We start from the raw sequence: 6341 nt of genomic DNA on the forward strand, positions 1-6341 counted from the left end.
CGGCCACATGTGTGAGAACCCAGGCTGTGTGAAGCACGGAGGCTTCGGCTTTGCCCGGCCTCGCCAAGAGCCGCATTGGTTCTGTTTCTCGCATCGCGCTGATGGCGAGCGGTATTTGTGAGGGCTCAGTCCGCCAATCCAGCGTCGTGGGAGTGCACTATCCAGTCGACCAATGTGCGGTATAGGCTATCCACCTCATCGTCGATCTCGTCGCGCCGGATGCCGACGGCCTTAGCGTCGGCAAATAGCTTGTGAGTTAGGTCGTGTATCGAGACCGCGTCCGCCTTCGCGGTTTCCGGAACGTTGTTCTGGATCCATCGATGCAGGAAGTTGATGCCGCGCGTGCTCATGCAGCCATAATTTCACGACTGCTCTTCGGTTCCGCCCTACCGGCCGAGGGGCCGCCTCGAAAGCGATAGCAATTCCGCCTCGTCCCTGATGCCCGCCATGTAATTGCCGATGATTCGGGAGGCAATCGCGTCACGGGCCTCGGTAGATTGGTTGTCGAGCCGCAATTGTTCGAAGACCCTGGCCAGCAACGCCAATTCCGATGGATCGAAAATGCCTGCCTCATTCGCCCTTGTCCGTATTGGCATGATGCTCCTCCCGGAAATCTTGCAGCGAGGCGTGCCGCAAATCCTCTTCGCCGCGCAAGTGCTTCACACGGCCAATGATACCCCGCTTGACCCATTGTGTCGCCGGCCGCTTCATGCCCTTGGGCGCCTCTCCGGCGTGCTCCTGGACCCGCTTCCACAACCGCTCGCGGATGGCGCGGCTCGAATTGATGAAAGCCGAACCGACATACTGCCCTGTCTTACGATCGGCCATAAGCGCAAATGCCGGCTTACCGGGCTCTCGTTCGACGCCAAGTAGCTCGTATTCCTCAACCGTATAGCATTTGGCCTTGAGCCAGTTCGTTGATGGACCGCTCCGATATTTGCTGTCCTTTCGCTTCGAGACCATCCCTTCCATGCCCGCCTGGTCGATCAGATGGAAGATGGCGCTCGCCGCGCCCGGTAGCGCTTGGCTGAATTGGATGCGCTGTCCCTCGGGGATCATCTCGGCCAGGATCTCGCGCCGATCCTCCAGCGGCATGTCGCGAATGTCGTGGCCGTTGATGTGCAGGAGATCGAAGGCGACGAAATATAGGTCGTGCTGCCGGCTGGTGATGGCTTTCCGCAGCGCGCCGAAGTCAGAAACCCCGGCATCGTTCAACACGATGATTTCTCCGTCGATGATGGCGCTTTCGACATCGAGGGCTCCGGCCGCCTTGGCGAGGTCTTGGTACTTGCCCGTCCAGTCGAGCCCACGACGCGTGAAAATCCGCGCGCCGTCCCCGTCTTTGATAATCTGCGACCTATAGCCGTCGAACTTGACTTCGTGAATCCAGCCCTCGGCCTCGGGAGGCTTCTCAACCAAGTTCGGCATCAACGGCTCGATGAACTTCAAACGCATGCACAGGACTCGCAAAACCGCGATTCAATAAGCTTAAGCTAAAATGGTTCCGAATCTGGAAATTCATGCGCCATGCAACAAAGCCGGCTTGTCAACGTTGCCACCGATCGCAGCGGAGGAAACGACAATGGCCGACGACAAGAGCAAGAAAGACTTCCGGGAGCGCGACCGCGTCTCATCGAGCGAAGACTACGAGGTTGAATATTTCGCTCAGAAGACCGGGATCACGCCTCAGCAGGTGCGCGAACTGATCGAGAAGCACGGGAACGACCGGGGTACGCTGGAGCGGGAAGCCAAGAACCTCGGTAAGAAATGACCAAGCTATCGGACCTTGGGCCTCCTATTCCCGGCAAGCCGCACGAGCCAGCCCCGGAGAACGGTCACGACCACTTCTACACATGCGCCATTTGTGGCCAGCAGGTCGATATGAGAGATTTTCGCCAGGTCATGTGGCACGAGCAGCCCGACCACGAGCCGCTTAGAGACATGCCGCCCGCGCCGAGCATCGAACGTTAGGCGCCAGCAATCACCAGTTCCACCGCCAGCCAAAAGCCGGAAGCCATAAACAGCAGCACCACCAGTGCAAAAAGAAAGACCCGCATGCGACGCCCCCGCCTCATTGCGGTTAGTATAGCACGGCCGAAAAGAAAAAGCCCGCCAGCCGAAGCCAGCGGGCAGAGTCGTGGGAGTGGCCGGGGAATCGACCCAGCAGCCTAAGATTAGAGGCAGCCTGCGCTTTCGGATACGTTAGGATTGCCTAATGGATGATTCGAATACGTTTGAGGCGGCCGTGGCTTATCAAATCAAGGAGGTCTTGGCGGGGCGGATAATCGCAGAATACCACGCTGAGGCTGCATCGTCTTTCAGAGCAGTTGAGCGGGCTACCGGAAGGGAGGTCACGCTTCACCGATCGGGAAACTACATCCTGGAAGTCACCGACGAAATCAGCGGCCGCGTTTCGTTCTTCGAGTATGCCGACCTCCCCTACTGAAAAAAGCCCGCCGCTCTTTTGGGGAGCAGCGGGCCAGGGTCTGGAGTGCTGGAATCAACCAGCATGGGTCAACGAGCGGCGGCTTCGTTAGTTGCTACTCAGTTGATAAGGACGTTTTTCCGAATGTCAGCCACCAACGGCTCCATATCGGAAAGGGTGTAGAATTTTACCTTGTGCTCTTCCATCATATTGAACACCGCTTCGACGAATGCCGGCCTTTGCCCCTCGACATCGGCGACAACGATAAGCCGTTTTTGCTCCGCCGTTGCGGTTCCTTTGTAGAGCCACGAGCCTTCAATTGCGTAAGTGCTGGCCTTTTCAATGGCCGAATCCGGGTCTTCACGGAGGGAGACCCCGTTGATTAAGTTATAGGAACCGTTTTGGTAGCCATAAGGTGCCTTTATGGTTACGCCTTGTGGCAGGACAACGGGCTCAGGACGATGATCTAAAAGGCTTTCGACACCTCTGACGATCAATTCATTTCGCAATTGGGTCGCAGCCTTGATGCGCCTGCTAGCCCGAGGAATGTCACTGACCAGTTTCTCAAATAGTTCGTCCAAAGTCGCCTTTGGGTCTTTCACCAAGACCGACCGTGGTGGCGCAAGGCGAAGTTTGCCAGATCTCATCCCAATGAACTTCTCTACGGCCTCTCTATGCCAATCGCCGCCAAACTCGGTTCCCAGCCTGTTTTCAAGCGATTTTAGAAGTGCGAAGAATTGGGAGCCGGCAACAACATTGAACGCCCGATCGACGCGCTTTGAGCTACCGGCAAAACGGAATTGCACGCGCGGGTGTTCTTCGGCAAACAGAACAATGCCGACATTCACAAACTCTGCGCGCTCAGGGAATTCCGAGTACTGGACGAGCGAGTAAAAACCCTGTGATCCATTCATCATTTGTTCAACCCAGGGATGTCTGGCTGAGCGACTAGCCTAGCCTCGATTGTTTGCACCACATATTCCGCCCGGCGACAAATCAATTCGCTCAACGACTGACGGGCCTGATAGTCAAGATCCCATTCTTGCGGAACTGAGTTAACGACCTCAGCTACAAAATTGGGATCAAGCGAAGCAAGGTGGTGGATCGCGCTTCTGACGCCCTTTCCGGTCAAATATGGGTCGAATTCGGGGAAACGGCCATAGACCGTAGGGTCGCATATCTCCGCCATCGTCGGCGGATTTCCATCAAACTCGATCTCTACGAAGCAATGTGTATGGTCGATTGGCACCAAATCGAATTTCTGTCGGCCGATAGGGACGAAAAGGAGATTGTCGGACTTTGCTTGGCCCATATGGAATCGGTCCGAGTTCTTGATCCACGTGTCGAACACCACCAGTCGAGCAACATCTCCAACGTCGGTTAGTTTGTCCAAAAATGTGTTCGAACCGTCTCGCGGGATGCCGTCTACAGCTCGCGAAAAAAATAAGGGGGGCAGCATGTTTCCGTGCCAGTTAACAAGCGGCAACTCAATTGCGCATTCCTTTATCACGGCAAAAGAGGGTATCTTCAGCTTGAACCATGCGCAAAGTTCGGCAGCTACTAGTTCAGAAATTAGAGCAGCGCACCCCTGAGGGTTGCCTATTCCTTTTACGAAGCCTTCCCCTGCATCAGTATCCACCCGTGCCGGGCGTGTGCTAGAGGCAAAAAGTTCGATTTCACGAAGGACCTCCTTCGGCTGACAGTGCTGCCCCGAAGAAAGCATCCCCTACCCATTCCATGCTCGATTACGGCAATGCGATTATGGTCTGGCAAGCAATCGAGTCAATTGGCGACGCTCAAGTATAATTTTCGGCTTGCCTACGCCTAGGACGCGGGCGGCCTTTCCTGCCGCAGCGGGTCGATCGCCCGCTTCATGTCCTGGCTCACGTCTCGATCCGACTGCCCTGCCCTTTTCCCGTGACCGATTTACCATTATGTTCCGCGCCTATGTCGCGAACCACAACCCTTCAGCTAATCGCAGCGGTGATCACCATTGCCGTCCTGTACGCCCTCCGTCAGGGCGCCGATTGGTTCCTAAGCGGGCTTGAACCACGTTTCATGATGGGGATGGTGCTAGGCTTCATGGCTGGTGCGGTGATGATCCTGCTTATCTGGTACTATGAGGACAGCAAGGAACGTCGCTCAAGGGCGGCTAGCAGAGGTTCCACCGCCCACGAGCAGAGCACGCGCCACTCGATCGACCTTTGACTGAAGCAGCGGCGTGCCGCGACCGACCTTCATCAGGGCATCGAGCACAGCGCTCTGTTGAGATCCCCTTGTCAGCGCTCTCGCCATGTCGGCCACGGCTTTTTCATTTCCGCCATTGCTGAGTGCGTCGATCACGCTTTCCACCGCCCTGGTGCCGGCCGCGCGGGCTGCTCCCCGAGCGCCGCCCGCAATGAAACCTTCGCGCACGCCAAAACGGGAACTTGAGCCCGGGTCGATCGCCTCACGGGCGGCAACGCGAGCGGCAGTCTCGGAATTGCGGGTAACGATGTTTGAGGTATCTGCAAACAGGCGCTCGCGGTCGAGCAGATCAAGCACCTGGTCCGTCTTTTCCTTGCCCCACAGGGTCGACAGGCGAGCGCGGTTCCAGTCGCCTTCACCCTTGATAATCTCCTGCAAAGCGACCCTATCGTTGGCTTTGGTGCCAACGATACGCTCGATTTCGGCGCGGGCGCCTTCACGTAGGCGCAGCGGGACCGCAGACGGGCCGATTTGCAGCCCTTGAGGCAATGCGCCCTGGCGGACCTCGGCAGCAAGTTCGTTCGGGCGCGGCGCTTCCCTACCGCTCGCCAAGACAGTCTGGCCACGCTGCACGGCATCTTTCTGCCGGGCCAGTTCGGCGTATTTTGCGTCAACTTCTTTGATGCCGGGGACAGATGCGCGCAGCTCGTCGTCAACGGCCTGGCGCGCGGTCTGAAGCGCATTGCCAGCGTTTGTCCCCTGCGTGGTCTCAAGCATGTCGTCGATGGCGTGGCGGGTGTTCAGCAATTCGGCTGCATCGGTGACAAGCGACGTGCCAGGAGGCGGCTCACCGTTGGCGCGTGCTCGCGCAATATCGGCCGGCGTCGGCTGGTGGTCGAGCATGGCACGAACGCGCTGCACCGCGCGCTGCGGCTCACCACGCAAGGTCTGGGCCTCAGTTTCGAGGTACCGCGCAATAGGCAGCGTGTCGACTGGGCCAGCGTCTCGCAACGCCTCTCGATACTCAGGCGCCAGGCGCTGCTGGTTCTGCGTTGCGCGGTCAATGATGTGCGACGGCGTTGGCGCTTCGCCAAGCGTCTCGTTCAGCGCCGACCGGATGCGCCAGTTTGCATCTGCGTCGCGCGCACCGATCGCGCCGCGCACGATGGCCTTGCCCTCTCCGGGGGTTGCGGCGATAGCGCCTGCCGTATGGCGCATGTTCGGGCCAAGATCCATCAACATGCCGTCGTTGCCGAGATTTGGCAGGGCGGCGGGGTCAATGGCATCCTGCCGGGCGGCATCGGCCAAGACCTTCACTGCGCTCTTGTCGAGCCCAAGCGCACGCGCAACCGCCCTGATTTGGACCTTGTCAGCGATAGCCTTGACGCCCTTGCCGATGAGGGGTGCGACGATCGGGGACACGGCGCCGGTGAGTAGGCCAAGACCACTGCCCTTCAGTGTCTCGTGCAAGTCGCCGCCCGAACGAACAGCGGAATCAGCCGCGTTGATAGCCCCACCTGAACCGATGCTGGCGGCATACGCCAGAGGCTTCGACGCTAGACCGATGCCGAACGCTTCCGGCGCCGCCATCATCGCCGGCAATGTGCCAGCGACAGCACCGGTCACGTTGCCCGCAGTACGGGCGATAGGATGGGCGGCGCGGCTGGTCTCTTGCATTTGCGTCATGTCGCCTTGAACCTTGGAATACGGTTCGCCGCTGATCGCAGAG

At 58.5% G+C, this 6341-nt stretch carries 8 protein-coding genes; 2 read left to right on the top strand and 6 right to left on the bottom strand.

Annotated features, from left to right (window positions below; translation table 11 throughout):
* Window positions 1-125 precede the first annotated feature (125 nt).
* From EN808_RS32000 to EN808_RS32010, 3 genes are read right to left on the bottom strand one after another with little or no spacing between them, the layout of a single operon-like run.
* Window positions 126-350 carry a DUF768 domain-containing protein gene (locus tag EN808_RS32000; RefSeq protein WP_135917973.1) on the bottom strand — a complete coding sequence of 75 codons (225 nt, stop codon included), beginning with the start codon at window positions 348-350 and terminating at the stop codon, window positions 126-128.
* Window positions 351-386: 36 nt separating this feature from the next.
* Window positions 387-596, bottom strand: a complete 210-nt coding sequence (locus EN808_RS32005; protein ID WP_135917974.1) for a hypothetical protein — start codon at window positions 594-596, stop codon at window positions 387-389.
* The gene (locus tag EN808_RS32010) at window positions 571-1455 is read right to left on the bottom strand and encodes an ATP-dependent DNA ligase (RefSeq protein ID WP_135917975.1); all 885 of its coding nucleotides are present in this window, start codon (window positions 1453-1455) and stop codon (window positions 571-573) included. The genes EN808_RS32005 and EN808_RS32010 overlap by 26 nt, the downstream gene beginning before the upstream one ends.
* Window positions 1456-1582: 127 nt before the next feature.
* Between EN808_RS32010 and EN808_RS32015 the strand changes: the two genes are divergently transcribed.
* Both EN808_RS32015 and EN808_RS32025 read left to right on the top strand, forming a co-directional pair.
* On the top strand, window positions 1583-1771 hold the full coding sequence (locus tag EN808_RS32015) for a DUF3606 domain-containing protein (protein WP_135917976.1): 189 nt from the start codon (window positions 1583-1585) through the stop codon (window positions 1769-1771).
* A gap of 444 nt (window positions 1772-2215) precedes the next feature.
* Window positions 2216-2446 carry a hypothetical protein gene (locus EN808_RS32025; RefSeq protein WP_135917978.1) on the top strand — a complete coding sequence of 77 codons (231 nt, stop codon included), beginning with the start codon at window positions 2216-2218 and terminating at the stop codon, window positions 2444-2446.
* A 98-nt stretch (window positions 2447-2544) separates the two neighbouring features.
* On the opposite strand, the gene EN808_RS32030 is transcribed toward EN808_RS32025, so the two are convergent.
* The 3 genes from EN808_RS32030 to EN808_RS32040 form a co-directional block, all read right to left on the bottom strand.
* On the bottom strand, window positions 2545-3342 hold the full coding sequence (locus EN808_RS32030) for a DUF3037 domain-containing protein (protein WP_135917979.1): 798 nt from the start codon (window positions 3340-3342) through the stop codon (window positions 2545-2547).
* Window positions 3339-4148: a HipA family kinase gene (locus EN808_RS32035; RefSeq protein ID WP_135917980.1), complete on the bottom strand. Its 810-nt coding sequence runs from the start codon at window positions 4146-4148 to the stop codon at window positions 3339-3341. Before EN808_RS32035 ends, EN808_RS32030 begins: the two co-directional genes overlap by 4 nt.
* Before the next feature lie 419 nt (window positions 4149-4567).
* Window positions 4568-6341, bottom strand: a 1774-nt coding sequence (locus EN808_RS32040) for a hypothetical protein (RefSeq protein ID WP_135917981.1), incomplete at its 5' end; no start/stop codon positions are given.

This window comes from Mesorhizobium sp. M8A.F.Ca.ET.165.01.1.1 (assembly GCF_004792065.1).
Lineage (GTDB): Bacteria > Pseudomonadota > Alphaproteobacteria > Rhizobiales > Rhizobiaceae > Mesorhizobium.

Coding starts and splice junctions, on each gene's coding strand:
- EN808_RS32000 (WP_135917973.1), bottom strand. CDS start 350: ATGAGCACGCGCGGCATCAACTTCCTGCATCGATGGATCCAGAACAAC.
- EN808_RS32005 (WP_135917974.1), bottom strand. CDS start 596: ATGCCAATACGGACAAGGGCGAATGAGGCAGGCATTTTCGATCCATCG.
- EN808_RS32010 (WP_135917975.1), bottom strand. CDS start 1,455: ATGCGTTTGAAGTTCATCGAGCCGTTGATGCCGAACTTGGTTGAGAAG.
- EN808_RS32015 (WP_135917976.1), top strand. CDS start 1,583: ATGGCCGACGACAAGAGCAAGAAAGACTTCCGGGAGCGCGACCGCGTC.
- EN808_RS32025 (WP_135917978.1), top strand. CDS start 2,216: ATGGATGATTCGAATACGTTTGAGGCGGCCGTGGCTTATCAAATCAAG.
- EN808_RS32030 (WP_135917979.1), bottom strand. CDS start 3,342: ATGATGAATGGATCACAGGGTTTTTACTCGCTCGTCCAGTACTCGGAA.
- EN808_RS32035 (WP_135917980.1), bottom strand. CDS start 4,148: ATGCTTTCTTCGGGGCAGCACTGTCAGCCGAAGGAGGTCCTTCGTGAA.